Raw genomic sequence first — 25,027 nt, forward strand, 5'->3', positions numbered from 1 at the left:
CGCACGGCGATGGTGGTCATGTAGTGTAGCATTCATTACACTTGTGATTTGCCCACCCATCAGGAGGCGTCATGGCAGGCGAGGACAAGCAGGTCGCGAACTCCCGCGAGAACAGCGTCGAGGGCGCCGGCGCGCGCCGCTCGCGGGGCCGGGTCGTGGCCGGGCTGGTGGCGCTCGTCGCGCTGGCGGCGCTGATCTGGTGGGGCATCGGCTGGTGGCAGGTCGGGCGCTTCGTCGAGGAGACCGACAACGCCTACGTGCGCACCGACAGCGTGGCGGTGCGCGCCGAGCTATCGGCGCGGGTCGCCGAGGTGCTGGTGGACGACAACCAGCGCGTCGAGCAGGGCGAGCTGCTGGTGCGCCTGGACGACGAGAGCTACCGGGATCAGGTGAATCAGGCCGAGGCCCAGCAGGCCGTGGCGGTGGCATCGCTGACCCAGGCCCATCGTCAGGTGGCGCTCAAGCAGGCGGCGATCGACCAGGCCGAGGCGCAGCGCGACGCCGCCCGCGCCGACCTCGACCAGGCCCGCCAGCACCTCGAGCGCTCCGACTCGCTGGCCGCGCGTAACTACGCCTCCCGCCAGCAGCGCGAGGACGATCAGGCCGCGCTGCGCGTCGCCCGCGCCAATCTCGCCGAGAGCGAGGCGGCGCTGGTGTCGGCGCAGCGCCAGCTGGCGGTGGCGCAGTCCGAGGTCGGCCAGGCCGAGGCCCAGCGCGACGCCGCGGCCGCCGATCTGGCCTACGCCCGCCATCAGCTCGACAAGACCCGCCTGCGCGCGCCCCGCGCCGGCGTGGTCGGCAACCTCACCGTGGAGGCCGGCACCCTGGCGCAGCCGTCGCTGACCCTGATGCAGCTGGTGCCGATCGAGTCGGCCTACGTGGTCGCCAACTTCAAGGAAACGCAGCTCGAGCGCATGCGCGTCGGCCAGCCGGTCGAGGTGAGCCTCGACGCCTACCCGGACGTCACCTACGAGGGCGTGGTCGACAGCCTGGCGCCGGCCACCGGCACCGAGTTCAGCCTGCTGCCCCAGGACAACGCCACCGGCAACTTCAACAAGATCGTCCAGCGGGTGCCGGTGAAGATCCGCGTCACCGGCCCCGAAGAGGCGCTGGGCCGGCTGCGCGCCGGCCTCTCGGCGGTGCCCGGGGTCGATACCCGCGACATCGATCCCGTTGCCGAGCATGAACGCGAGCCGCGGGTCGCCGAATCCCGCGAGGTGGCCGAGGCCGGGAGCGGCTCGTGAGCGACGCGACCGCGGCCGCTGCCGGCGCCCGGCCCGATGACATGCCGCCCTGGCCGCAGCGGCTCGGCTTCATCGCCGCGGTGTTCGGCATGTTCATGGCGATCCTCGACATCCAGATCGTCGCCAGCTCGCTCAACGAGATCCAGTCGGGGCTCTCGGCCAGCGAGGACCAGATCTCCTGGGTGCAGACGTCCTACCTGATCGCCGAGATTGTGATGATCCCGCTGTCGGGCCTGCTGATGCGCATCCTCTCGACCCGGGTCGCCTTCACGCTCTCCTGCGCCGGCTTCACCCTGGCGAGTCTCGGCTGCGCGCTGGCCGGCTCCATCGAGCAGCTGATCGTGCTGCGCGCCATCCAGGGCTTCGCCGGCGGGGCGATGATCCCGATCACCCAGGCGGTGAGCTTCTCGATCTTCCCGCGCCGGGTGATGGGCAGCGTGCAGGCGGTGATCGGCATGGTGGTGACCATGGCGCCCTCGGTCGGGCCCACGGTGGGGGGCTTCGTCACCGAGTCGCTGAGCTGGCACTGGCTGTTCCTGGCCAACGTGATTCCCGGCGTGCTGGTGTGCTGGGCGGCCTGGACCTTCCTCGACATCGACCGCCCCAATCACGCCCTGGCCAGGCGACTGGACCTGATCGGCCTGGTGCTGATCGCGGTGTTCCTGGGCTCGCTGGAGTTCGTGCTCGAGGAGGGCCCGGGCGACGACTGGTGGGCCAGCGACCTGATCCTGACCATGTCGCTGATCTGCGCCGCGGCCGGGGTGTGGTTCTTCGCCCGCACGCTGCGAAACGATCATCCGATCGTCGATCTGCGCGCCTTCGCCAACCGCAACTTCGCCATCGGCGCCGGCATGGGCTTCATTCTCGGCATCGCGCTCTACGGGCTGGTCTATCTGATGCCGCTGTTCTTCGGCTACGTACGCCACTTCTCGAGCCTGCAGATCGGCCAGGTGATGTTCGTCACCGGGATGACGATGTTCCTGTGCGCGCCGGTGGCCGGCCAGCTCTCCAACCACCTCGACCTGCGCGGGCTGCTGTTCCTCGGCCTGCTGCTGGTCGGCATCGGCACCATGATGAACGCCGACCTGACCGTGGAGTCGGGCTTCTGGCAGTTCTTCCTGCCCCAGGTGGTGCGCGGCATGGGGCTGATCCTGTGCATCATTCCGGCCTCGCGCATCGCGCTCGGCACCCTGCCGCCTGCCGAGGTGGGCAACGCCAGCGGGCTGTTCAACGTGATGCGCAACCTCGGCGGCGCCATCGGCCTGGCGTTGATCGACACCGTGCGCGATATGCGCGAGGACTATCACTGGAACCAGCTGATCCCGGCCATCGACACCGGCCGCGAGGTGGTGGTCGCCGAGATCGCCCGCTACGAGGCGATGCTGGCCGGCTCGGTGCCCGACGCCCACCAGGCGGCCATCGGCATGCTGTCCCAGCGGGTGATGGAGCAGGCTCAGGTGCTGGCCTTCAACGACATCTTCCTGTGGATGGGCGCGATCTACCTGCTCAGCGTGCCGCTGGTGTTCCTGCTGCGGCGGATCGAGGCTTAATCCAGCCGCTTGTGCATTCGGGAGACGGCCACGCCGAGCATCAGGGCGGTGAAGACCGCCAGGGCGGCCAGCGCCGGCCATAGCTCGAGCAGGGTCGCGTCGCGCAGCATGATGCCGCGTACCAGGCGCAGGAAGTGGGTCAGCGGCAGCAGCTCGGCGAACCCGCGTGCCGCCGCCGGCATACCGGCGAAGGGGAACATGAAGCCCGAGAGCAGGATCTGCGGCAGGAAGGTGAAGATCGCCATCTGCATGGCCTGGAACTGGCTGCGCGCCAGGGTCGAGAGGAAGATGCCCAGCGCCAGGCTGGCGAGGATGAACACCAGCGAGGCCAGGTACAGATCGAGGATCGAACCGCGCACCGGCACGTCGAACAGCACTTGGCCGAGCCCCAGCACCACCGTCACCTGCACCAGGCCGATGCCGACGAAGGGCAGCACCTTGCCGAGCGTCAGCTCCCAGGACGTCACCGGCGTGGCGATCAGCATCTCCAGGTTGCCGTTCTCGCGTTCCCGCACCAGGGCGATGGCGGTGAACATCACCAGCGTCATGGTCAGGATCACGCCGATCAGCCCCGGCACGGTGTTGAGCGGCGCGCGCCGCTCGGGATTGTAGAAGTTGACCGTCTCCACCGGCGAGACCCGATCGGTCCAGCCCTCGGCGTCCGGCACCGGGAAGCGTACCAGCTGGCGGGCCGCGGCCTGCACCGCCGGGTCGGCGCCATCGACGATCAGCTGCACCGCCGGGCGGTCGCCGCGCTCGAGCCGGGTCTCCAGATCGGCGGGCAGCACCAGCCCCAAGTCCACCGCGCCGCGGCGCAGCCGCGCTTCCACCTCGCCGGGGGTGGCCGCCCGTTCGGCCACGTCAATCACCTGGGTGGCCTCGAGCTGGGCGATCAGCTCCCGCGAGCGCGCCGTCTCGGCCTCGTTGACCACCACCGCCTGCAGGTGGCGTACGTCCACGTTGATGGCGTAGCCGAACAGCACCAGCTGCATCACCGGGATGCCGACGATCATGGCGAAGGTCAGCTTGTCGCGGCGCAGCTGGCGCAGCTCCTTGAGCACGATGGCCAGCAGCCGGCGTGCCTTCATGCCGTGGCCTCCCGCCGCCGGCGAGTGGCGGCCACGAAGACGTCCTCGAGGGTCGGTGCCTCCGGCGTGACCCGGGCCTCGACGCCGGCCTCGTGCAGCCGGGCGGCGATCGCCTCCGGTGAGGCGTCGTCGTCCACCAGCAGGCGCAGGGCGGCGCCGATCTGGGCGACCTCGCGCACCCCGCGCGTGCCCTCCAGCAGGCGGCGCGCCGCCCGCGGGCGCTCGACCTCGACCCGCAGCGGCCGGCCGGGCAGGGCGGCCATCAGCGCCCGGGGCGTGTCGTCGGCCACCAGCCGGCCGCGGTCGAGGATCGCCAGCCGGGTGCAGCGCTCCGCCTCGTCCATGTAGTGGGTCGAGACCAGCACGCTGGTGCCGGCGTCGGCGAGCTCGAACAGCGACTCCCAGAAGTCGCGCCGCGACTGCGGGTCCACGGCGCTGGTGGGTTCGTCCAGCAGCAGCAGGTCGGGGCGATGCAGCACCGCCCCGGCCAGTGCCAGGCGCTGGCGTTCGCCGCCGCTCAGGGTGCCCGCCAGGCGGTGGCGGAAGCGCTCCAGCCGGTAGCGGGCGAGCAATGCCTCGCGACGCTTGTGGGCCTCGCGCCGCGGCAGCTCGTGCACCGCGGCCAGGAAGGCCAGGTTCTCGGCCACGCTGAGGTCGCGATACAGCGAGAAGCTCTGGGTCATGTAGCCGAGCCGGCGCTTGAGCGCCTCGGCCTCGCCGGGCAGGCGATGGCCGAGCACCTCGATCTCGCCGGCGCTGGGTCGCAGCAGGCCGCACAGCATCCGCAGGGTGGTCGACTTGCCCGAGCCGTTGGGGCCGAGGAAGCCGTAGACCTCGCCGCGGGCCACGGCGAGCTCGAGCGAGTCGACCGCGAGGGTGTCGCCGAAGCGCTTGCTCAGCCCCCGGGTGCGGATCACCGTCGGCTCAGCGCTCGCCGTCATCGACGATCTCCACGCGCACCGGCAGCCCGGCCGGCAGCGTCCTGGCCCGCTCGCCCGATAGCCGTCCCTCGGCGCGATACACCAGGCGGCTGGCGTCCTCGCCGCTGAGCGCATAGAAGGGCGTGAAGGCGGGCTCGCGGCGGATGTGCTCCAGCACGGCGTCGAAGGGCTCGGCGATGCCCTCGACGTGCACGCGCAGGGCGTCGCCGACATCGAGACTCGCCCGCCGGCCGGCGGGCACGAAGAAGCGCGCGTAGGGCGCCTCGCCGACCAGCAGGCTGACCAGGGTGGCACCGGCGGGCGGCTGGTCGCCGGGGCGGAAGGGCAGGGCATCGACTCGGCCAGGCCGCGGGGCACGCACGATCAGGCGCTCGCGGCTCACCGTCAGGGATTCCAGCCGATGACGGGCCGCGGCCGCCGCTGCCTCGGCCTGATCCAGGCGTTCGGCGCGGGTGCCGGCTTCGAGCTCGGCGAGATGCGCGGCGGCTTCGGCGGCCTCGGCGCGGCGCCGGTCGCGCTCGGCCAGGGCGGCGTCCCGGGCGTCCTCGGCCGCCGCGCGGCGTTCGAACAGCGCCTGCTGGCGGCGCAGCGACAGCTCGGCCAGATGGGCCTCGGCCCGGGCGCGATCGAGTTCGGCCCGGGCCGCCGCGAGGGTCTCGGTGCGCGGGCCATGGCGCAGTTCGGCGAGAAGGGCCTCGGCCTCGTCGACCTGGCTCTTGGCGGCCTCCCGCTCGGCCTCGAGCCGCCGGCCGTCGAGTTCCAGCAGCAGCTGGCCCGCGGCGACGCGCTCGCCCTTGTGCACGGTCCAGCGGCGCACCGGCTCGGAGGCCTCGGCGGGCAGCGCCAGGCGGTCCCATTCCAGGCTGCCCGGCAGGCCGGCAGGCGCGTCGTCGCAGCCGCCGAGCAGCGCCAGCAGCATGAAGCACGGGGCGAGCCCGCCGGCTCGTTGCCATCGCAGCCATTCCCGCCAAGGCCTGCCTCGCATCCCCGGTCTCCCCGCCGGCTTTCCTGATATCAGCCTATCAGCAAGCCGTCATATGAGCCCGGTGCCAGATCAAGCCGGCGGTTGAAGGCGCGCGGTTCTCCGTCTCAATGGCCGCGGATCAGATCGCGGATCACGCGCCGCCCGGGATGCAGGTGATCGGCCAGCGGTGCCTCCAGCGGCAGCGGCTCGTCGCAGATCCGCGAGGCGATCAGCTCGGCGCACAGGGGGGCGCTGGCGAGCCCGCGGGAGCCGTGGGCGGCGCTGATCCACAGCCCCGGGTGATGGCGGCCGGGCGTCGCCGGGATCAGGGTGGCGTCCTTGGCCAGGGCGGCATAGTCGCGGCGCCAGGCCTCGGCGTCGGGCACCGGACCGGCATAGGGCGACTTGTCGGGGCTGGCGGCGCGCACCGCGGTGCGGCCGTCCAGCGCCGCCGGCGAGAGCTCGGCGCCGGCCTCAGTCAGCGCGGCGGCGTAGCCGGGCAGGGTGCGCTCGAGCTCCTCGAGGTTGAAGGTGTGATCGGCCTCGCGGGTCGCCGCGTCGGCGTCGTTCGGCGCGAAGCTGGCGCCGAAGGTCAGGGTGGCGTCGATCGGCGGCATGACGTAGCCGCCGGCGCACACCACCCGCGCCGGTGCGGGGGCGCCTTGCGGCAGCGTCAGCCGCGAGATCTGCCCGCGCACCGGCTGCAGGGGCAGGGCGGCGGTCTGGGCGAAGCGGTTGGAGCCGTTGGCCGCGGCGATCACCACCTGATCGACCTCAAGAGTGTTCTCTCCGTTTTTGCCCCCGCCCCCGCCGTCGCCGCCGCTCAGCGTCAGCCGCCAGCCGCCGTCCTCGTCGTCTCCCGCGATGGGCGAGAGCTCGCGCACCTCGCCCCGGTAAGCGCTCACTCCGTCGCTCGCCGCCAGCCGGCGGCACAGCGCATCCGGGCGCACCCAGCCCGCCAGGGGATAATCCAGCCCGCCGTGAGGCAGGTCGAGCCCGGCGAGCCGGCCGGCCTCCTCGGCGTCGACGCCGCGCACCACGCGCTCCGGCAGCGGATGGTTGGCGAGGAAGCGGGCCTGGCGGCGCGCCTCGCGCGCGGTGGTCGCGAGCTGCAGCACGCCGCCGGGCGACCACAGCGCCTGGTCGGGGTCCAGCGCCGCGAGCCAGCGCCGGCTGTGCAGCAGCCCGGCGAGATAACATCGGCTCTGCAGGTTGGTGTCGGCGGCGAGCTTCACGTAGAGCGCGCCCTGGGCGTTGCCCGAGGCGCCGGCGCCGGGGCCCTCGCGGTCGATCAGCGTCACCGCCACGCCGCGACGGGCCAGGGCGGCGGCCACGGTGGTGCCGGCGAGCCCGGCGCCGATCACCGCCACGCGGCGGGCTGTTTGTACCGCGGGAGGTGTGAGCCAGGGGGTGGCGCGGCGACGTTCGTCCGCCGGGGGCGTCTCGATCTCGCCGGCCAGCATCTCGCGCTTGCGGCCGAAGCCCGGCACTTTGCGCCAGGCGAAGCCGGCGGCCCTGAGGCCGCGCTTGACCACCCCGGCGCAGGTGAAGGTGGCGAAGGTGGCGCCCGGGCGCGAGCGAGCGGCCATGGCGGCGAACAGCGCGTCGTGCCACATCTCGGGGTTCTTGGAGGGGGCGAAGCCGTCCAGGAACCAGGCGTCCACGGCGCCGTCGAGCAGTTGGAGCCGCTCGGTGGTGTCGCCGAAGTGCAGGTCCAGGGTCACGCGGTCGTCGAGCCACAGGCGATGCACGCCGGCCACCGGCTCCGGCCACTGCGCGACCAGCGCGGCGGCGCGCTCGGCCAGGTCCGGCCAGGCCGTCAGCGCCCGGGCCAGGTCATCGCGGGCGAGCGGAAACTTCTCGGTGGAGACCAGGTGCAGCCGGGCGCCTGCCGGGGCGTGGGCGTCGAAGCAGGCCCAGGCGCAGAGCATGTTGAGACCGGTGCCGAAGCCGGTCTCGCCGATGACGAAGGGGCGCGGCGCCTGCCAGTCGCGGAAGCGCTCGGGCAGGCGGTTGGCGGCGAGGAAGACGTGTTCGGTCTCGGCGCGGCCGTCGTGGCGCGAGAAATAGACGTCGTCGAAGGCGCTGGAATGCGGGGCGCTCTCGCCGCTGTCGTCCTGGCGCCAGTCCAGGCGGGCGTTCTCCAGGCCGGCCAGCGGCGGCAGATGATCGGGGGCGGCGGTCAAGGTCGGCTCCGGCGGTGAATCGGCTGGTCAAAAAGTGATCGATATCGCCGCGGCGCCATGATAACCGGGCTGGCGCCAGGACTCCGCGGCGTTTCAACAATGTTATCCACAGAAGCTGTGGGGAAAACCCCTGTTGACAAGTTGCTTCGCGGCCGTTTTCGAGGGACGCAAAAAGCGAGCCGGCGACAGCTGCCGCCGGCTCGCTTCGTGGTAAAGGCGGTTCGGCCTAGGGCAGGGCTTTCTTGAAGGGCTTCACCGTCACTTGGGCATAGACGCCGGCGATGATGTAGGGATCGGCATCGGCCCAGGCCTGGGCGCTTTCCAGGTCGTCGAACTCGGCGACCACCAGGCTGCCGCTGAAGCCGGCCTCGCCCGGGTCTTCGCTGTCCACGGCGGGATGGGGGCCGGCCAGTACCAGGCGACCCTCGTCGCGCAGCTGCTCGAGGCGGGCCAGGTGGTCGGGGCGGGCGGCCAGGCGCCGTTCCAGGCTGTCTTTCACATCTTCACTGATGATGGCGTAGAGCATCTCGGGATATCCTCGGCTGAGCGGCGAGGGCCGCGGGAGCGAGTGGCTCGGTTGACCGGGGTGGGTCGGGCGAGCACCATGGGTGTCTATTCTGTCAAAGACACCTGCCCGCGTCATGCCAAACCCCGCACTTCCCGCGCGCTTCGAGGGAAGCGATGCCCTCTCCGTCGATCTGCACATGCATTCCACCGCCTCGGACGGCGCCCTGTCGCCCACCGATCTGGTGACGCTGTGCGTCGAGCGCGGCCTCACCCATATTGCCCTGACCGACCACGATACCGTGGCCGGCGTGGACGAGGCGGTGAGTGCCGGCGCGGACGCGGGACTGGCCGTGCTGCCGGCCACCGAGCTCTCGACCCAATGGCGCGGCATCAACCTGCACGTGGTGGGGCTGCTGCCCGAGGGCGCCAGCGGCGCGCTGGCCGACGGTCTCGTCGCCCAGGCCGAGGCCCGCGAGCGGCGCGCGGTGACCATCGCCGAGCGCATGGAGAAGATCGGCCTCGACGATGCCCTTGCCCGGGCCCGCGAACAGGCCGGTTCCGACCGCCCGCTGGGCCGCCCGGACTTCGCCAAGGCCCTGGTCGCGGCGGGGCTGGTGCCGGACATGTCCACTGCCTTTGCCAAGCATCTGGGCAACGGCAAGGCCGGGGACATCAAGGCGCTGTGGCCGCATCTCGCCGAGGGCGTGCGCTGGATCCTCGAGTCCGGCGGGGTGGCGGTGCTGGCGCATCCGCTGCGTCACAAGCTGACGCGGCGCAAGCGCGGCCTGCTGCTGGATGACTTCCGCGAGGCCGGCGGCCGCGCCGCCGAGCTGATCAGCGGCTTCCAGAACGCCGACCTCACCCGCGACCTGGCCCGCCAGCTGCACGAGCGCGAGCTGATGGCCTCGCTGGGCAGCGACTTCCACTTTCCCGGCGGCCATCTGTCCCCGGGCAGCATGAGCCCGACGCCGCGCACCTCGGTGGCGCCGGTCTGGACCCATCCGCGGCTGGCGGCCTGGATCGACCGAGCGGCGGTCGCCGCCTGATCCACCAGCGCCGTTTCGCCGTCCGATTTCCACGAGAACAGGGAGTGCCCATGAGCCAGTTCTTCCAGGTCCACCCGGACAACCCGCAGAAGCGCCTCATCGACCAGGCGGTCGACATCATCCGCAAGGGCGGCGTGATCGCCTATCCGACCGATTCCGGCTACGCCCTGGGCTGCCACCTGGGTGACAAGAAGGCCATCGAGCGCATCAAGTGGCTGCGCTCGCTGGACGACAAGCACAACTTCACCCTGGTGTGCTCCGACCTCTCCGAGATCGGCACCTATGCCAAGGTCGACAACGCCGTGTTCCGGCTGCTCAAGGCGCATACGCCGGGGGCCTACACCTTCATCCTCAACGCCACCACCGAGGTGCCGCGCCTGCTGCTGCATCCCAAGCGGCGCTCGATCGGGGTGCGGGTGCCCGATCACCACATCACCCGGGCGCTGCTCGATGCCCTCGGCGAGCCGCTGATGAGCGTGACGCTGATCCCCGAGGGCGAGGAACTGCCGATGACCGACGCCGAGGAGATCCGCGACCGCTTCGGTGCGCACCTGTCGCTGGTGATCGACGGCGGTGCCTGCCACCTGGAGCCGACCAGCGTGATCGACCTGCGCGAACTGCCGCCCACCGTGGTGCGCGAGGGCCGCGGCGACGTCGCTCCCTTCCAGGACTGACCTTCCAGGACAGAGCAAGCCTTTCTTCCGCTTTCGTACCGGCTCGGCCTTCTGGTCGAGCCGGTTTTTTATGGCAGCCGGCGCTCGGGCCGGGGCGGCAGTGGCGCCCTTTAGTGTTATTTGAACAGTTGATTAAAATAAAATATGATCGAATCGATTTTCTTCAATAACAAGGCGTAATCGGATGCGAGTCGATGTCGTGTCCGAGCGCGCCGATCACAAGGAGAACACCATGCCGATGTCCGCTTACCGTCGTGCCGGCGGTGCCGCCGCCTTGGCCGGCCTGATGACCCTGCCGCTGGCCGCGCCGGCTGTCGCCGATGATTCCATGGTCTGCGCCCAGGCTGCCTATGCGATGGGCCTGCGCTACCAGCAGCAGTCCGCCGAGGTGGCGGCGCTGCAGCGCCAGGGCTTCGCGCTCGCCCGCTATCGGCTCGAGGATCGCCTCGAGACGCTGGGCGAGGATGCCGCCCCGGCGATCATCACCGATCTCGACGAGACGGTGCTGGACAACAGCGCGCTGCTGGCCCGTGACATGTCCGAGTGCCACGACTACACCACCTGGGACACCTGGAAGCACTGGGAACGTGAGGGCGAGCCGCGTCTGATCCCCGGCGCCAAGGCCTTCCTGGATTACGCCGACGAGCACGGCGTGGCCATCTACTACGTCTCCGACCGCTACCAGGAGAACGAGGCCGACACCATCACCACCCTGGAGACCCTGGACCTGCCGCAGGTGTCCGAGGACAGTGTCATGCTGCTGGGCCCGCCCAAGGCCGAGCGCCGCGCCAAGGTGGAAGAGGGCCACACCCTGGTGATGCAGCTCGGGGACTCGCTGCACGACTTTTCCGGCGAGTTCGCCGATGCCGATCTCGCCGGTCAGCACGCTCTCGTCGAGCAGAACGCCGAGCGTTTCGGCCAGGACTGGATCGTGTTCCCCAACGCCGGTTACGGCGACTGGAGCGAGGCCGAACTGGAGACCTGGGACGCGCCGCTCGAGACCGAGTGAGTCGGCCGCTTCGATAACGCGCCCGCGAGACGCCCCGGGATCACTCCCGGGGCGTTTTTTCGTCCGGGGTATCGTCGTCCGAGGGTTCGTCGTGGGAGCCCTCGCGCGGGTCGGGGGTGTTCTCGTCGAGCCAGGTGCCGCACTTGAGGCAGTAGCGGGCCTTCTTCTCGTGGCGGTCGTAGCCGCAGCCGGGGCAGGCCTCGTCGGAGTAGCGGTCGGCGCGGATCGAGCGGATCACCTCGGCCGAGAACACCCCGGTGGGCACGGCGATGATCGCGTAGCCGATCAGCATCACCATCACCGAGATGGCCTGGCCCAGTGGCGTCACCGGGGTGATGTCGCCGTAGCCCACCGTGGTCAGGGTGACCACGGCCCAGTAGATGGCGGTGGGAATGCTGGTGAAGCCGGCCTCGGGCGGCTCGATCAGATACATCAGCGAGGCGAAGATGGTCACCAGCATCAGCACGGTGAACAGGAACAGGAAGATCTGGTGGCTGCTGCGCACCAGGGCGCCGATCAGCAGCCGCCCCTCGCCGACGAACTCCATCAGCCGCAGCACCCGGAAGATGCGCAGGGTCCGCAGCAGGCGCACCACCACCAGCGACTGGGCACCGGGTATCGCCAGCGCCAGCCAGGTGGGCAGGATGGCGATCAGGTCGATGACGCCGTAGAAGCTCCGCAGATAGTGCCAGGGGCGTTCGAGGCAGTAGAGGCGGATGATCAGCTCGGCGGTGAACAGCAGCGTGAAGCCCCACTCGAAGCGCCGGAACCAGTCGCCGTAGGCGGCTTCCAGATGGGTCACGCTCTCCAGCATCACCACCAGCACGCTGGCCAGGATAATGCCGATCAGTACGATGTCGAAGCCCTTGGCCAGCGGCGTGTCGGACTCGAAAATGACCTGGAAGACCCGGGTGCGCAGGCCGCCGGCGGCGGGCTTGAAGCGGTCGTGATTCACGGCGTTCCCTCGTGCTGTTCACCCGTGGCGGGCGTCGTCCCTGCTGGTGCAGCTCAACCCAGCTCGACCGCGTCGGGCAGGCGCCGCGACAGGGCGAGCAGCTGTGTGCCGGCGTCCGTGGTCAGCCAGTTGTCCTGGGCCAGTGCCGCGGCGAGATGGCTGGCCAGCCGGCCTTCCTCGCGTGCGTCGCCGAGCCCTTCGGCCAGCCGCTGGAAGGCCTCGCGGGCGGCCTCGCGGAAGACGACGTCGCCGGTGTCGGCATGGGCGTCCAGGGCGACCACGGCGCGGTGCAGCCAGGCCGGGGCCGAGCCGCCTTCGGGCAGCGTCCAGCCGCCGGCAAGCAGGGCGCCGCCTCGCGCGGCCTTGCTGGTGTCGGAGGGGCGCAGCGGCACGCTCTCGGCCAGCGCCTCGGCGAGCTCGAGCAGGGCCGCCGGATCGCCGTCCTTGAGCTCGAGTTCCAGCTCGCGGATCGGCGCCGCGCGATCGTCGCTGCGGACCTCGCCAAGGTCGAGGGCGATCTCGACGCTGTTGCCGTCATGCTCCCACCACCAGGTCTCGCGCGCGAAGTCGGTGGCGAAGCGCGGCTCGAGCCGTCCCAGCACGCCGTCTCCCAGCGCCAGCATGGGCGGCAGGTCGGCGAGCCGGGCGAGGTCGAGCCCCGGTCCCATCACTTCCCATTCCCACTCGCCGCGGCTCGAGAGGCCGCCGCTGCCCTGGCCGCTGGTTTTCAGCGTCTGCAGCACGCGGCCGTCGGCGTGACGCAGGCGCAGCGCCATGCGCTCGGCTTCCAGGCGGCCATCGGGGGTGTCGAAGTAGGTGTTTCCCAGCCGGGTGGTGCGGGATTCGAGGCCGGCCAGCCGCGGATGCCGGCGCAGCGCCTCGGGGCCCGCGGGGGCCAGCGCCAGCTTGAGTTCGATCTCGTTTGCCATGGAGGAGCCGCCTTGCTTTGCATGTTCGTGAAGATTAGGTGATTTTCTCATGACGTCGGCCTGGGCAGTCACTATACTGACGCCGCCATTTCCAAGTGCCTAGATGCCCCATGGTGACATCCAATCCCTTCTCCGCGATGTTCGGTCGCTCGCCATTCCAGCCGCTGCTGGCTCATATCGTCAAGGTCAGCGACTGTGCGGAAGCCCTGCTGCCGTTCTTCGAGGCCACCCTCAAGGGGGACTGGCAGGAAGCCGCCCGACAGCGCGAGTCGATCACTCGACTCGAGCATGAGGCCGACGAGCTCAAGACCGAGCTGCGCCTCAATCTGCCCAATACCATGTTCCTGCCGGTGTCGCGTTCCGACCTGCTGGACCTGATCAGCGTGCAGGACAAGATCGCCAACAAGGCGCGTGACATCACCGGCATCATGCTGGGTCGCAGCATGCAGATGCCCGAGGTGCTCGCCCAGCCGATGCGCGATTACATCCGCACCTCGGTGGCCTGCGTGGCCCAGGCTCGCGAGGCGCTGGAAGAGCTCAAGGACCTGCTCGAATCCGGCTTCGGTCGCAACGCCTCCGAGGTGATGCAGACGCTGATTCGCGAGCTGCACACCCTGGAGCAGCAGACCGACGAGCAGCAGGTTGCCATCCGCCGTCAGCTGTTCGCCCTCGAGGGCGAGCTGCCGCCGGTGGACGTGATGTTCCTCTACAAGATCATCGACTGGGTCGGTGAGCTGTCCGATCGCGCCGAGCGCGTCGGCAGCCGCCTTCAGATCATGACGGCCAACTGAGCGGGTTCTCCCGCAGCGATAACCGCCACCTTCTGACCCGATACAAGGTTTCCGTCCTATGTCGATCATCGCGCAATACGGCGACATCTTCATCATCCTCGCCTGTGCCTTCGGTTTCTTCATGGCCTGGGGCGTCGGTGCCAACGACGTGGCCAACGCCATGGGCACCTCCGTCGGCTCCCGGGCCATCACCATCAAGCAGGCGATCATCATCGCCGTGATCTTCGAGTTCCTCGGCGCCTGGCTGGCCGGCGGCGAGGTCACCGAGACCATCCGCAAGGGCATCATCGATCCGTCGCTGCTCGAGGGCGATCCGCAGCTGCTGGTCTACGGCATGCTGGCCTCGCTGCTGGCGGCCGCCACCTGGCTGCTGATCGCCTCCATGCGCGGCTGGCCGGTCTCCACCACCCACTCCATCGTCGGCGCCATCGTCGGCTTTGCCATGGCCGGTCTCGGCATGGACGCGGTGGGCTGGGGCAAGGTCGGCCAGATCGCCGCCAGCTGGGTGGTCTCGCCGCTGATGTCCGGCTCGATCGCCTTCATGCTGTTCAAGTCCGTGCAGCATCTGATCTTCGAGAACCGCGATCCCTTCGCCGCGGCCAAGCGCTACGTGCCGATGTACGTGTTCCTGGTCGGCTTCATCGTCGCCATGGTGACCCTGACCAAGGGCCTCAAGCACGTCGGCCTCGATCTCGGCTTCGGCGAGAGTCTCTTCTATGCCGTGCTGCTGGGCCTCGGCGTGATGGTGCTCGGCGGCCTGCTCGAGCGCCGCGTGGGCGGCGAGAAGCGCAAGGGCGACGCCTTCGGCTTCGACGGCGTGGAGCGGGTGTTCGGCGTGCTGATGCTGTTCACCGCCTGCGCCATGGCCTTCGCCCACGGCTCCAATGACGTGGCCAACGCCGTCGGCCCGCTGGCCGCGGTGATCGGCGTGATCTACAGCGACGGCGTGATCGGCGGCGACTCGCTGATTCCCTGGTGGGTGCTGGTGCTCGGCGGCGGCGGTATCGTCGTCGGCCTGGTGACCTATGGCCACAAGGTGATCGCTACCGTCGGCACCGGCATCACCGAGCTGACGCCGAGCCGCGGCTTCGCCGCCACGCTCGCGGCCGCCACCACCGTGGTGCTGGCCTCCGGCACCGGCCTGCCGATCTCCACCACCCACACCCTGGTCGGTGCGGTGCTGGGCGTGGGCCTGGCCCGCGGCATGGCGGCGCTCAACCTGCGCGTGATCGGCACTATCGTGATGTCGTGGCTGATCACCCTGCCGGCCGGCGCCATCCTGGCGATCATGTTCTTCTTCATGTTCAAGGGAATGTTCGGCTGACGCGGTAAGGCGCCGGGGGTAAGGAGTGAGGCGTCGCCTCCTCACTGCCTCCGGCGTCTCTTTCCTTGCTCCATCCCCGTTGCTCCTCACCTCTTTCTCCTCACCCCTCACGCCTTCCACCTCACTCACCACAGTGCCGCCGTTTTTTCGCGTCTGGTATAGTCGAAGCCCTCACTTCCCTTCACCTGCTGCCGGAGCGCGGCCCTTGGACACTCGTTTTCCCTTCGTCGACTGGTTTCGCAATTCCTCGCCGTATATCAATGCGCACCGAGGATGCACCTTCGTCATCCTGATCGAGGGCGAAGCCGTGGCCGAGGGCCGAGGCGAGCAGCTGATCCAGGACCTGGCGCTGCTGCATACCCTGGGCGTGCGCCTGGTGGTGGTGCTGGGCATCCGGCCCCAGGTCACGCGAGCCCTGAGCGACGACGGCATCACGCCGATACGCCATCGCGGGCGCTGGGTGGCCGACGAGGCGATCATGACCCGGGTCGAGCGGGTGGCCGCCGAGCAGCGGCTGTGGCTTGAGTCGCGGCTGTCGCTGGGGCTGCCCAACACGCCGCTGCACGGCGTGGAGATGACGGTGGTCTCGGGCAATCTGGTGATGGCCAAGCCGCTGGGCGTGCGCGACGGCATCGACTTCGAGCGCAGCGGTGAGGTGCGCCGGGTGCGCGACGAGGCGATCCGCGGCCTGCTGGACCAGCGCTCGCTGGTGCTGCTGCCGCCGCTGGGCTATTCCAGCACCGGCGAGGTCTTCGACCTGGACGCTGCCGACGTCGCGCGCCATACCGCCACGGCGCTGTCCGCCGACAAGCTGATCCTGCTCGGCGAGGCCAGCGGCCTGTACGACGATGCCGGCCATCTGCGTCGCCAGCTAACGCCGGACGAGGCTCAGCCGCCGCTGGCCGCGGCCGAGGAGGGCGACGAGCTGGCCCGCCACCTGGGCGCGGCCATCGGGGCCGCCCGCCATGGCGTCGCGCGCACGCACCTGCTGTCGTGGCAGGATCACGACGCCCTGCTGGGCGAGCTGTTCACCCGCGACGGCGTGGGGACCATGATCACCCAGCATCGCTACGAGCAGCTGCGCCGCGCCGAGAGCGACGACATCGGCGGCCTGCTGGAGCTGCTCGAGCCGCTGGAGCGGCGCGGCATGCTGGTGCCTCGCTCGCGGGAGCGCCTGGAGTATGAGATCGACGACTATGTCGTCATCGAGCGCGATGGCATGGTGATCGGCTGCGCCGCCCTGCATGCCTTTCCCGACGCCCGCATGGGCGAACTGGCCTGCGTCGCCGTGCACGGCGACTATCGCGGCGGCGCCCGAGGCGACCTGCTGCTCGGCGAGGTGGAGCGCCTGGCCCGCTCGCGCGGCCTCACGGCGCTGTTCGCGCTGACCACCCACACCGCCCACTGGTTCTTCGAGCACGGCTTCGCCCTCGCCGGCATCGACGATCTTCCTCCCCTCAAGCGCGATGCCTACAACCAGGCGCGCCAGTCCAAGATCCTGATCAAGCCCCTCGATTGAGCGCTTATCGTCCCTTGGTGTCGCTCCTCGCCATCACGTCTGAGATCAGATGTCGCCAATTTGAGACGATATAGTGCCCTGTTTATAAAGGGGTTTTTATTTTTCTCGAGATTGATGTCTCCAGATGGCGACGAAAAAGCGGTCTCGATCCCGCGTTTGTCGGGCGGACCAGGGCGTGCCAATTTTTTTCTGTGTGTAAGTTTTTGATTTTAAATGGTTGTGGCGATTCCTGGCACGAGAATGGCAAAAGATTAGGTGAGCAAGCGGAAAGCGGTTCAAACGGCTCGAACCGTTTTCCGGTCGCCGGGAGGCAGATGACGACACTGCCCTGTGCCCCTGGCCTCACGGCGACCAACGTCTGCTCCAGCGATGTGTGACTTTAGGTTGCGATGAGACGGTACCGACGACTTCGTCAAGGACGGGTACCGATAGGGCAAGGATGCCCTGGCATGGATGCCTCTCCCCCGTGAGGGGGATGAATTGCACGGCCACGCCCCGGCGGGGCCGTCAGAGGAAGCGAGGCGATGCGTCGTCTCAGGAGTCTCACCCTAGCTGAGGCGGGATTCCGGTGCTTCATGGGCCTTCGGGCTCAGGGAAACCGATCGAGCGACGGACCGAGTCTTCGGTCGAGCGGTTTTCCACCCCTTCAGTTCCCTGCGTATTGGGCCGGCTATGCCGGCCTTTTTTTTGCCTGTTCGGCCGCGATGTGGCGCGGGTGACGGGCCGAATTCTGGTATCCTCGGGTAGACGATAGTGGTTGCCGACTCACTCCTTTTCCGAACGCTGGCCATGACATCTGCTGTTTCTCGCCGCTGGCGGCCGCGCTCGCTGCTGCAGCTGGTGCTGCTCGCCTTCCTGATGGTAATGCTGCCCCTGGCCGTGCTGATGTTCCAGGCCGGTCAGGCGCTGTCCGAACTCTCGCGCCTGGCCGACCATAGCGCCCGTCAGGCCGTAGAGGAGACGCGCCGTGCCCGCACGCTGGGTGCCCTGGCGCTGGAGATGGAGCGCGGCGCGCGCCAGTACGCGGTGGTCGAGCAGGAGAGCCTGCTCGACATCTATGACGAGCGCCTGGCGGAGTACCGTCGCCTGCTCGCCAAGCAGCGCGAACTGCTGCCGGACGACCCGGACGTCAAGGCGCTGTCCGGCCAGCTCGACCGGCTCGCCGAGCTGCCCGGGCTGCCGATGGAGGAGTTCAAGAATCGGCTCACCGACTTCCTGCCCTTCGCCGAGCACACCGAGGCCATGCGCCACGCCACCAACCAGCGCATCGACGGGCGCCTGGACGTGATCCGCCAGCGCGCCGAGACCGTTCAGCATCGCCTTTGGTGGCAGACCGCCGCGCTGGTCTCGGCCAGCCTGATCCTGATGCTGCTGTTCACCCGGCTGATCGTGCGTCCGGTGCGCCAGCTCGAGCGGCGCATCCTGGGCATCGGCAACACCGGCAAGAGCACGCAGCCGGTGCCGGTGCAGGGGCCGGCCGAACTGGTCAGCCTCGATGAGCGGCTCGACTGGCTGTCCTCGCGGCTCGACGAGCTGGAGGAGCAGAAGCAGCAGTTCCTGCGCCACATGTCCCATGAACTCAAGACACCGCTCGCCAGCGTGCGCGAGGGCTCGGCGCTGCTGGCCGACGGCGTGGCCGGCGAGGTGACCGACCACCAGCGCGAGATCCTGGATCTGATCGACGCCAGCGGCAGCGAGCTGCAGCAGCTGATCGAGCAGCTGCTCGACTACAACCTGCTGCAGCACAGCCAGCGTCTGGAGACCGAACGCCTGGATGTCGCCACCGTGGTCAAGGAGGTGCTGGCCAAGCACCACCTGGCGCTGCAGCAGAAGGGCATGGCGGTGCACTGCTTCGACGGGCCGCGAACCTGGCAGCTCGATCGCACGGCCACGGCCCGCATCCTCGACAACCTGATCTCCAACGCCATCGCCTACGGCGAGGACGGCGGCGAGCTGGAGATCCGCGCGCGCACGACCCAGGACTGGCTGATCGTCGAGGTGGCCAACAGTGGCGAACCGATTCCCGAAGAAGATCGGTCGCGGCTGTTCGAGGCCTTCTATCAAGGGCGCATTCGCCGCAAGGGAGCGCTCAAGGGTTCCGGCATCGGGCTGTCGGTGGCCGCCGACTGTGCCCGCCTGCAGCACGGCCAGCTGACCCTGGTGGAGGACGACCGCCTGGCGGTGTGCTTTCGCCTGTCGCTGCCGAGCTCGATGCCGCAAGCCGACCATCAGACATCGCTGCCCGCTCCGGCGGCAGCCGACGCAAGGAACGATTCATGACATTTTCACGCCCCCTGCTGCTGTGCCTGCTGTCGGTCGGCCTGACCGGCTGCCAGTGGCTGCCTGAGAAGCTGACCGGGAAGCCCCAGGAACCGGTGGTCGAGGAACATGCCGGCTGCTACGCCGACATTCCCGATTTCGGCGAGCCGGCCTGCCTGCTGCAGGAATGGGTGGCCTTCGGCCTCGCCTCTCAGCGGGGCGACCGCGACTGGCGTGACCTCACGCTCCAGCGCGTCTCCGGCGACACGCACGACCAGCGCCTGGCGCGGGCCGTGGTGCTGTCCTGGGGCAGCGAGAGCGAGTGGAATCGCGCCTCCGAACTCTACAAGGCCGACCTCAGCGCCGCGCCGGCGCGGCTGCAGCCGCTGCTGCGCTACTGGCTCAACGAGCTGGAAGGGCGGCGCGCCCTGGGGCAGCGGCTGAACGAAAGCCGACAGGCCCAGCAGACGCTGGCGGACGAAAAGGCCGCGCTGGACGAGAAGCTGGACGCTCTCACCGATATCGAGCGCAACATCAACTCGCGACAGCAGACCGAGTAAGCGGGAGACACGAACATGATGCCAAGCGGAAGCCCTCAAGCCCCGAATCAGGGGGCCAACATTCTCCTGGTGGACGACGACCCCAGCCTCCTCAAGCTGCTGGGCATGCGCCTGGAAAGCCGCGGCTATCGGGTGACCACCGCCGAGAGCGGACGCGCGGCCCTCAAGCACCTGGACGCCGGCAACCCGGACCTGGTGCTGTCCGACATGCGCATGGACGAGATGGACGGCCTGGCGCTGTTCCAGGAGATCCAGCGCCGCCTGCCGGGTCTGCCGGTGATCATCCTCACCGCCCACGGCTCGATTCCCGATGCCGTGAGCGCCACCCGTCAGGGCGTGTTCGGCTTCCTGACCAAGCCGGTGGATCGCGAGGAGCTGTTCACCACCATCGACGAGGCCCTGAGCCATTCCAGCGCCGCCGGCGGCAGCGACGGAGACGATCGCTGGCGCGAGGCGATCATCACCCGCAGCCCCGAGATGGAACGCCTGCTCGAGCAGGCGCGGATGGTGGCCACCTCCGACGTCAGCGTGCTGGTCACCGGGCCCTCCGGCTCGGGCAAGGAGCTGATGGCCGAGGCGATCCACAAAGCCAGCCCCCGCGCCGACAAGCCGTTCGTCGCCATCAACTGCGGTGCGCTGCCGGAGCAGCTGCTGGAAAGCGAGCTGTTCGGTCATGCCAAGGGCGCCTTCACCGGTGCGATCAGCGAGCACAAGGGCCTGTTCCAGGCCGCCGACGGCGGCACCCTGTTCCTCGACGAGATCGGCGACATGCCGCTGCCGCTGCAGGTCAAGTTGCTGCGCGCGCTGCAGGAGCGCCAGATCCGCCCGCTGGGCTCCACCACCTCGGTGCCGATCGACGTGCGGCTGATCTCGGCCACCCACCGCGACCTGGGCCAGGCGATGCACGACGGCGAGTTCCGCGAGGACCTCTTCTATCGCCTCAACGTGGTCAATCTCAAGCTGCCGCCGCTCAAGGAGCGCGCCGAGGACGTGCCGCTGCTGGCCAAGCACCTGGTGGCCCAGGCCGCGGAGCGCCACAAGCCGTTCGTGAAGGGCTTCTCGCGCGAGGCGCTCAACCTGCTGGCGGGCTGCGCCTGGCCGGGCAACGTGCGCCAGCTGGTCAACGTGGTCGAGCAGTGTGTGGCGCTGACCAGCGCGCCGATGATCCCCGAGGCGCTGGTCGCCCAGGCGCTGGCCGCCGAGGAAAACGCGCTACCGACCTTCAGCGACGCCCGCGCCGGCTTCGAGCGCAGCTACCTGATCAAGGTGCTGAAGATCACCGAGGGCAACGTGACCCAGGCCGCGCGTATCGCCGGGCGTAACCGCACCGACTTCTACAAGCTGCTGGCCCGCCACGAGCTGGAGCCCTCGACCTTCAAGCCGGGCACCGCGCACAGCGAGGCGTCCTGACGGGCTGAAGCTCAGTTGGCGGGCGGCTCGGGCAGTACCTCCAGTGCCAGCCGGCCCTCGCCGAGCCGCGCCGCCAGGCGCTCCCCGGGCCGGGTATCCGTCGCATGGCGGATCACCCGGCCTTCGTCGTTCTCGAGGATCGCATAGCCTCGGCCCAGCACCGCCAGCGGGCTGACCGCCTGCAGCTCGCGGGTGACGGCGGCCAGCCGCTCGCGCTGATGGGTCAGTGCGCGGGGCATGGCCTGGTGCAGGCGCTGACGGGCCAGCGTCAGGCGTCGGGTCTCCTGCTCGAGGCGGCGCTCGGGCGAGCGCAGCGCCAGGCGACGCCCGAGCTCCGCTTCGCGGCGGCGGGCCGTCTCCAGCCGGGCCTGCATGGCCCGCTGCAGTCTTCCTTCCAGCTGCTCCAGCTGGCGTCGGCGGAAGGCCAACACCTCGCCGGGATGTCGCAGCCGCGCGCGCAGGTGGTCGAGGCGCTGGCCCTCGGTATCGAGCCGTGCACGCTGGGCACGGACCAGCCGTTCCTCCAGGGCCGTCAGGCGCTGCGTCAGCTCACGGCGGTCCGGCACCAGCTGCTCCGCCGCCGCCGAGGGCGTGGGCGCGCGGCGGTCGGCGGCGAAGTCGGCCAGCGTCACGTCCACCTCGTGACCCACCGCCGACATCACCGGCAGCCGCGAATGGAAGATCGCCCGGGCCAGATGCTCGTCGTTGAAGGCCCACAGGTCCTCCAGGCTGCCGCCGCCGCGGGTGATCAGGATGGCATCGCGGGCCGGGTCCAGCGCCGACTGGCGATTGAGCAGGCCCAGCGCAGCGATCATCGCCGGCGCCGCCTCGCGGCCCTGCACCGGCACCGGAATCAGCGTCACCTGGGCAAGCGGCCAGCGCGCCGCCAGCACCGCCAGCACGTCGCGGATCGCCGCGCCGCTGGGCGAGGAGAGCACCAGCAGGTGACGCGGCGGGTAGGGGAGGGCGCGGACATTGGCGAACACGCCCTCGGCGTCGAGCTTGGCCTTGAGCCGCTCATAGGCCGCCAACAGCTCGCCTTCGCCCGCCGCCTGCACTGCCTCGGCGATCAGCTGGTAGTCGCCGCGCGGCTCGAACAGCGACACCCGCCCGCGCACCTTGACCCGATCGCCGTCGCGCATCGGCGCGGCGACGAAGCGCGCGCGGGTGCGGAACAGCGCGCAGCGCAGCTGGGCGCGCTCGTCCTTGAGGGTGAAGTAGACGTGGCCCGACGACGGCCGCGAGACGCCGGACAGCTCGCCCTCCACCCAGACATCGCCGACGTCCTGCTCCAGCGCCTGGCGGGCGCGGCGGTTGAGCTCGCTGACGGAGAGGGCGGTATCGTCGCTGGGGGGCATGGGCATCCTCGGCGGGGGAGAGTCGGTGGCAGAGCGCCGGCGCCCCGTACTGTAGCGGATGCCCGAGTCTCGCCGCTAGGCGACCGTCTGGCCGAGGCGCTTTAGCAGTAGCGGCAGGCACAGCACCAGCAGGGTGATGCGCAGCAGGTGGTGGGCGGTGACGAAGGCCGGGTCGATACCCAGCGACAGCGCCACCAGGCTCAGCTCCGGGGCGCCGCCGGGCATGTAGGCGAGCAGCGCGGCGGCCATCGAGATGTCGGCCAACTGCTGGGCGCCCCAGGCGGCGAGGCCTGCAATGACCAATAGCCCCAAGGCCTGAATCACCGCCATCGCCAGAGTGTGGCCGACCTTGGCAAGCGAGGTGCCGGTAAAGCGAACGCCCACCGACACGCCGATCAGCACCTGGGCTAGGGCGATCAGCGTGGGCGGTACCGCAGCATCGCTGCCCCCGGAAAGGTGCAGCGCGGCCGAGGCCAGCGCCGGGCCGAACAGCAGGGCGTTGGGTAGTCGCAGGCGCTTGCCCAGCCAGGCGCCGACAAGCCCCGCCGCGACCAGCCAGGCCGTATCGGTCGCGTTAGGCAGCCACAGCCAGTGCGCAATATCCGTGCGATTCTCCGGCATGCTGACATGGCCGAATAGCGGCAGTGCCAGGGGAATGGCCAGCAGCAGGATCAGGATGCGCACCGCATGGGTCATGCCGACCACTCGCAAATCGGCACCGGATTCCAATGCCATCAGGGTGACCGCCGATACACCTCCCGGCACCCCGGCATAGAGGGATGTTTCCACCGAGTAGCCGCCGACCTTTCGCGAGAACCACACCGAGAAGACCATCATGACGGCGGTTGCCAGCAGCATGATGGCGAGACTCGCGCTCCAGGCCGCCACATCGATCTTGAGTCCCTGATGAAAGGCCGAGCCCAGCATCACCCCGATCACCACCAGCACGCCCTTGCGTCCGCGCCCCGGCGAGCGCAGCCGTGCGCCGCCAAGACTGGCGATGGTGGTCGCGATCATGGCGCCCAGCAGCCAGGGCAGCGGCAGGTTGACGGCGAAGGCCAGCGCCCCACCGGCGGTGCCGAGAAGCAGGGTGGGCAGGAAGCGCAGCAGCGGCAGCAGAGGAAAGGAAGCGAGGGTAGGCAAGGCGAGGTGTCTCCATTCACAACGCATCGGGCCCGCCGAAGCGGGCCCGAGTCGAGGATCAGCCGGCGTGGCGGCGACTGCGACCGGCGAGCAGCTTTGGCAGTAGCCAGGGGAGTACCAGCAGCGCGGCGGCGGCGATCCACAGCCCCAGCGAGATGCCGGACTGCCACAGGATACCCGCGTCGCCTCCGCTGATCGACAGCGCCCGGCGCAGGTTCTGCTCCATCAGCCCGCCCAGCACGTAGCCGAGGATCACCGGCGCCAGCGAGAAGCCGAGCTTGCGCAGCAGGTAGCCGAACACGCCGATGATCAGCATCAGGTAGATGGCGGTCAGGTCGGAGTGCAGCTGGTAGACGCCGACGAAGGCCAGGATGGCGATGGCCGGCACCAGCACCCAGCGCGGGATGGTCAGCACCCGGGCGAACACGCCGGCCAGCGGCAGGTTCAGCGCCAGCAGCACGATGTTGCCGATGTACAGCGAGGCGATCAGGCCGCCGGCCACCTCGGGGCGCTCGGTGAACATCATCGGGCCCGGGGTGATGTTGTAGAGCATCAGTGCGCCGAGCAGCACCGCGGTGGTGCCGGAGCCGGGAATGCCCAGCGTCAGCATCGGCACGAAGGAGCCCGCCGCCGAGGCGTTGTTGGCCGCCTCCGGCGCCGCCAGGCCGCGCATGTCGCCCTTGCCGAAAGTGCCTTCCTTGTCGGACAGGCGCTTCTCGGTGGTGTAGGACACCGCGCCGGCCACCGAGGCGCCGGTGCCCGGCAGCACGCCGATGATGAAGCCGAGCAGGCCCGAGCGCCACATGGCGCCCTTGCAGTAGAGCACTTCCTTGAGGCTGACGAACACGCGGCCCAGCGGCGGCATGTCGTCCTCGCCGCTGCGGCGATGGGCGTGCTCCAGCATCAGCAGGATCTCGCTGATGGCGAACAGGCCGATGATCATCACCACGAAGTCGATGCCGTCGTAGAGCTCGGGCATGCCGAAGGTGAAGCGCATCACGCCGGTGCCGCCGTCGACGCCCACGGTGGCGATCAGCACGCCCAGCACCGCGCCGATGGCGGTCTTGATCGGGTCCTTGCCCATCATCACCGCCATCGACGAGAAGGCGAACACCATCAGCGCGAAGAATTCGGCCGGGCCGAACATCACCGCCACTCGGGCCAGCAGCGGGGCGAACAGCGTCAAGCCGATGATGGCGATGGTCGCGCCGACGAAGGAGCTGACCGCCGACAGGCCCAGCGCCGGGCCGGCCAGGCCCTGCTTGGCCAGCGGGTGGCCGTCCAGGGTGGTCATCACCGCGCCGGCGTCGCCGGGCACGTTGAGCAGGATGCTGGACATGCGGCCGCCGTACTCGGCGCCGGTGTAGATGCCGGCCAGCAGGATCAGCGCCGACTCGGCGGGCAGGCCCAGGGTGTAGGCCAGCGGCATCAGGATGGCGATGCCGTTGATCGGACCGATGCCCGGCAGCGCGCCGAACAGGGTGCCCAGCAGGGCGCCGAGGAAGGCCAGCCCCAGGTTCAGGGGGCTCAGCGCGACGCCGAACCCCTCGATCAGGAAATCGAACATCTC

General features: G+C 69.7%; 21 protein-coding genes. 11 read left to right on the top strand and 10 right to left on the bottom strand.

Annotated features, from left to right (window positions below; all coding sequences use genetic code 11):
- Positions 1–71 precede the first annotated feature (71 nt).
- Positions 72–1,244: an HlyD family secretion protein gene (locus tag MYL53_RS11570; protein ID WP_247854110.1), complete on the top strand. Its 1,173-nt coding sequence runs from the start codon at positions 72–74 to the stop codon at positions 1,242–1,244.
- A complete protein-coding gene (locus tag MYL53_RS11575) occupies positions 1,241–2,794 on the top strand; it encodes a DHA2 family efflux MFS transporter permease subunit (protein ID WP_247854111.1) in 1,554 nt (517 codons plus the stop codon). The genes MYL53_RS11570 and MYL53_RS11575 overlap by 4 nt, the downstream gene beginning before the upstream one ends.
- Here the strand turns inward: MYL53_RS11575 and MYL53_RS11580 are convergent.
- From MYL53_RS11580 to MYL53_RS11600, 5 genes are all read right to left on the bottom strand, one after another.
- On the bottom strand, positions 2,791–3,882 hold the full coding sequence (locus tag MYL53_RS11580) for an ABC transporter permease (RefSeq protein WP_247854112.1): 1,092 nt from the start codon (positions 3,880–3,882) through the stop codon (positions 2,791–2,793). The two genes, MYL53_RS11575 and MYL53_RS11580, sit on opposite strands and share 4 nt — an antisense overlap.
- Entirely contained in the window at positions 3,879–4,823 is a 945-nt protein-coding gene (locus tag MYL53_RS11585) for an ABC transporter ATP-binding protein (RefSeq protein WP_247854113.1), read from the bottom strand. The genes MYL53_RS11580 and MYL53_RS11585 overlap by 4 nt, the downstream gene beginning before the upstream one ends.
- Positions 4,807–5,808, bottom strand: a complete 1,002-nt coding sequence (locus MYL53_RS11590; protein ID WP_247854114.1) for an HlyD family secretion protein — start codon at positions 5,806–5,808, stop codon at positions 4,807–4,809. The genes MYL53_RS11585 and MYL53_RS11590 overlap by 17 nt, the downstream gene beginning before the upstream one ends.
- A gap of 104 nt (positions 5,809–5,912) precedes the next feature.
- A complete protein-coding gene (gene mnmC, locus MYL53_RS11595; RefSeq protein ID WP_247854115.1) occupies positions 5,913–7,973 on the bottom strand; it encodes a bifunctional tRNA (5-methylaminomethyl-2-thiouridine)(34)-methyltransferase MnmC2/FAD-dependent 5-carboxymethylaminomethyl-2-thiouridine(34) oxidoreductase MnmC1 in 2,061 nt (686 codons plus the stop codon).
- 226 nt (positions 7,974–8,199) lie between these two features.
- Positions 8,200–8,499, bottom strand: a complete 300-nt coding sequence (locus MYL53_RS11600; protein WP_247854116.1) for a YciI family protein — start codon at positions 8,497–8,499, stop codon at positions 8,200–8,202.
- 115 nt (positions 8,500–8,614) lie between these two features.
- Between MYL53_RS11600 and MYL53_RS11605 the strand changes: the two genes are divergently transcribed.
- The 3 genes from MYL53_RS11605 to MYL53_RS11615 all read left to right on the top strand — a co-directional run bounded on the left by MYL53_RS11605 (position 8,615) and on the right by MYL53_RS11615 (position 11,209).
- Complete coding sequence (locus MYL53_RS11605; RefSeq protein WP_247854117.1) at positions 8,615–9,526, top strand: PHP domain-containing protein; 912 nt, start codon at positions 8,615–8,617, stop codon at positions 9,524–9,526.
- A gap of 50 nt (positions 9,527–9,576) precedes the next feature.
- Positions 9,577–10,200 carry an L-threonylcarbamoyladenylate synthase gene (locus tag MYL53_RS11610; RefSeq protein WP_247854118.1) on the top strand — a complete coding sequence of 208 codons (624 nt, stop codon included), beginning with the start codon at positions 9,577–9,579 and terminating at the stop codon, positions 10,198–10,200.
- A gap of 232 nt (positions 10,201–10,432) precedes the next feature.
- The gene (locus tag MYL53_RS11615) at positions 10,433–11,209 is read left to right on the top strand and encodes a 5'-nucleotidase, lipoprotein e(P4) family (RefSeq protein WP_247854119.1); all 777 of its coding nucleotides are present in this window, start codon (positions 10,433–10,435) and stop codon (positions 11,207–11,209) included.
- A 40-nt stretch (positions 11,210–11,249) separates the two neighbouring features.
- On the opposite strand, the gene MYL53_RS11620 is transcribed toward MYL53_RS11615, so the two are convergent.
- Together MYL53_RS11620 and MYL53_RS11625 are read right to left on the bottom strand one after the other, a co-directional pair.
- On the bottom strand, positions 11,250–12,164 hold the full coding sequence (locus MYL53_RS11620; protein WP_247854120.1) for an ion transporter: 915 nt from the start codon (positions 12,162–12,164) through the stop codon (positions 11,250–11,252).
- A gap of 53 nt (positions 12,165–12,217) precedes the next feature.
- Positions 12,218–13,093 carry a CYTH domain-containing protein gene (locus tag MYL53_RS11625; RefSeq protein ID WP_247854121.1) on the bottom strand — a complete coding sequence of 292 codons (876 nt, stop codon included), beginning with the start codon at positions 13,091–13,093 and terminating at the stop codon, positions 12,218–12,220.
- Positions 13,094–13,203: 110 nt separating this feature from the next.
- Here MYL53_RS11625 and MYL53_RS11630 point away from each other — a divergent pair, with 110 nt between their 5' ends.
- The 6 genes from MYL53_RS11630 (at position 13,204) to glrR (ending at position 20,956) form a co-directional block, all read left to right on the top strand.
- Positions 13,204–13,884 carry a TIGR00153 family protein gene (locus tag MYL53_RS11630; RefSeq protein ID WP_247854122.1) on the top strand — a complete coding sequence of 227 codons (681 nt, stop codon included), beginning with the start codon at positions 13,204–13,206 and terminating at the stop codon, positions 13,882–13,884.
- A 58-nt stretch (positions 13,885–13,942) separates the two neighbouring features.
- The gene (locus MYL53_RS11635) at positions 13,943–15,208 is read left to right on the top strand and encodes an inorganic phosphate transporter (RefSeq protein WP_247854123.1); all 1,266 of its coding nucleotides are present in this window, start codon (positions 13,943–13,945) and stop codon (positions 15,206–15,208) included.
- A 205-nt stretch (positions 15,209–15,413) separates the two neighbouring features.
- Positions 15,414–16,727: an amino-acid N-acetyltransferase gene (gene argA, locus MYL53_RS11640; RefSeq protein ID WP_247854124.1), complete on the top strand. Its 1,314-nt coding sequence runs from the start codon at positions 15,414–15,416 to the stop codon at positions 16,725–16,727.
- 789 nt (positions 16,728–17,516) lie between these two features.
- Complete coding sequence (locus MYL53_RS11645) at positions 17,517–19,007, top strand: ATP-binding protein (protein WP_247854125.1); 1,491 nt, start codon at positions 17,517–17,519, stop codon at positions 19,005–19,007.
- Positions 19,004–19,546: a hypothetical protein gene (locus tag MYL53_RS11650; RefSeq protein WP_247854126.1), complete on the top strand. Its 543-nt coding sequence runs from the start codon at positions 19,004–19,006 to the stop codon at positions 19,544–19,546. Before MYL53_RS11645 ends, MYL53_RS11650 begins: the two co-directional genes overlap by 4 nt.
- A 15-nt stretch (positions 19,547–19,561) precedes the next feature.
- Positions 19,562–20,956, top strand: a complete 1,395-nt coding sequence (gene glrR / locus MYL53_RS11655; RefSeq protein ID WP_247854127.1) for a two-component system response regulator GlrR — start codon at positions 19,562–19,564, stop codon at positions 20,954–20,956.
- Between the two features lie 11 nt (positions 20,957–20,967).
- Here glrR and xseA read toward each other — a convergent pair whose 3' ends face one another.
- From xseA to MYL53_RS11670, 3 genes are all read right to left on the bottom strand, one after another.
- Positions 20,968–22,314, bottom strand: a complete 1,347-nt coding sequence (gene xseA, locus MYL53_RS11660; RefSeq protein ID WP_247854128.1) for an exodeoxyribonuclease VII large subunit — start codon at positions 22,312–22,314, stop codon at positions 20,968–20,970.
- Positions 22,315–22,389: 75 nt separating this feature from the next.
- On the bottom strand, positions 22,390–23,457 hold the full coding sequence (locus MYL53_RS11665; RefSeq protein ID WP_247854129.1) for an AbrB family transcriptional regulator: 1,068 nt from the start codon (positions 23,455–23,457) through the stop codon (positions 22,390–22,392).
- 58 nt (positions 23,458–23,515) lie between these two features.
- Positions 23,516–25,024 carry a tripartite tricarboxylate transporter permease gene (locus MYL53_RS11670; protein ID WP_247854130.1) on the bottom strand — a complete coding sequence of 503 codons (1,509 nt, stop codon included), beginning with the start codon at positions 25,022–25,024 and terminating at the stop codon, positions 23,516–23,518.
- Positions 25,025–25,027: the final 3 nt, after the last annotated feature.

The organism is Halomonas getboli (genome assembly GCF_023094245.1).
In the GTDB taxonomy this organism is placed as follows: domain Bacteria; phylum Pseudomonadota; class Gammaproteobacteria; order Pseudomonadales; family Halomonadaceae; genus Halomonas; species Halomonas getboli.